Origin of the sequence: Mesorhizobium sp. B1-1-5, from assembly GCF_006443065.1 — a bacterium.
Lineage (GTDB): Bacteria > Pseudomonadota > Alphaproteobacteria > Rhizobiales > Rhizobiaceae > Mesorhizobium.
This window is the reverse complement of record NZ_VFWS01000515.1, coordinates 1-1189: the sequence shown is the minus strand read 5'-3', so window position 1 is coordinate 1189 and position 1189 is coordinate 1. Positions and strand designations below refer to the sequence as shown.

2 protein-coding genes are annotated in these 1189 nt (G+C 63.7%); one reads left to right on the top strand and one right to left on the bottom strand.

Annotated features, from left to right (window positions below; all coding sequences use genetic code 11):
* Nucleotides 1–163: 163 nt before the first annotated feature.
* Nucleotides 164–733, top strand: coding sequence for a GNAT family N-acetyltransferase (locus FJ980_RS32880; protein WP_140547586.1), 570 nt, complete (start codon nt 164–166; stop codon nt 731–733).
* 51 nt (nt 734–784) lie between these two features.
* On the opposite strand, the gene FJ980_RS32875 is transcribed toward FJ980_RS32880, so the two are convergent.
* Entirely contained in the window at nt 785–1171 is a 387-nt protein-coding gene (locus FJ980_RS32875) for a DUF2794 domain-containing protein (RefSeq protein WP_140547585.1), read from the bottom strand.
* Between the last annotated feature and the right edge of the window lie 18 nt (nt 1172–1189).

The following is a 1189-nucleotide window of genomic DNA, read 5'->3' as shown; positions in this document are numbered from 1 at the left end:
TTCATGTGCCAGCTCCAGTTCATTGGCGACCGCCGCTAAGGCCTGGTCCGTGTCATGGTCTGACTGGACCATCGGGTTTGGAAGGGGCGGCCCAACGGCCGCCCTTGTCTTTTGCGCTGACCTTTGCTGTTATTGCAGGCAGACAAAGAGGCCTGCATAAAGAATGAGCACTATCGTTATACGGGCCGCACGCGCGGCCGACCTCGACACCATTACGCAAATCTATGCCGACGCTGTGGCCCGCGGCACGGCGAGCTACGAGCTGGAGCCGCCAGGTCGCGCCGAAATGGGCACGCGATTCGACACGCTCCAGGCCGGCGGCTTCCCTTACCTTGTGGCGGAAAAGGATGGCGCCGTGCTCGGCTATGCCTATGCCGGTCCCTTCCGGCCGCGCCCGGCCTATCGCTTTGTCGTCGAGGACTCCGTCTATGTCGCGCCTGATGCCAAGGGCCAGGGTGTCGGCCTCAAACTGATGCAAAGCCTGATCGCGGCCGCCGAGGCTGCGGGCTTTCGCCAGATCGTCGCGGTGATCGGCGATGGCCATCCCGACAGCGCTTCCGTCAAGCTGCACGAAAAGCTCGGCTTTCGTCATTCCGGCCGCCTCGAAGGCTCCGGCTACAAGCACGGCCGCTGGCTGGACACGGTGTTCATGCAACTGGCGCTGAACGGCGGGGCATCCGCCCCGCCAGATCCGGAATCATTGCCGGAACGGAAATTCCACCAAGAAAAATAAGGGCTTAGATGAGCGCCAAGACTGAGGTCAACCGAGCAATTGCGCCGCGGTTCAGGCCTCGACCAGCTTCAGCTTGCTGTCGAAGACGCCGAGCACACGGCCAAGCTCCTGCCCGCGCTTGAGGATGCGGCCGCCCGCGGCGATGACGGCGAAGGCGCCTTGTTTGCGTGCCAGCTTCGGGTCCTTGACGATCTGGAACAGCGGCACCTCGCTGGCCCGGCGGAACACCGAAAACACGGCCCTGTCGGTGAGATGATCGATAGCGTAGTCGCGCCATTCATTGGCGGCGACCATGCGCCCGTAGAGTTTCAGGATCTGGTCCAGTTCGCGCCGCTCGAAGCGCACCGGCTGGTCGAGGCGCGCACGGCGTGCCTCGTGGAGCGGGATCAGTATCGCGGATGCGTCGCCATCCTCCGTCCCGCCGCTGTGATCGGTCATGCCTCGATCCTTCGATTG

Coding starts and splice junctions, on each gene's coding strand:
- FJ980_RS32880 (WP_140547586.1), top strand. CDS start 164: ATGAGCACTATCGTTATACGGGCCGCACGCGCGGCCGACCTCGACACC.
- FJ980_RS32875 (WP_140547585.1), bottom strand. CDS start 1,171: ATGACCGATCACAGCGGCGGGACGGAGGATGGCGACGCATCCGCGATA.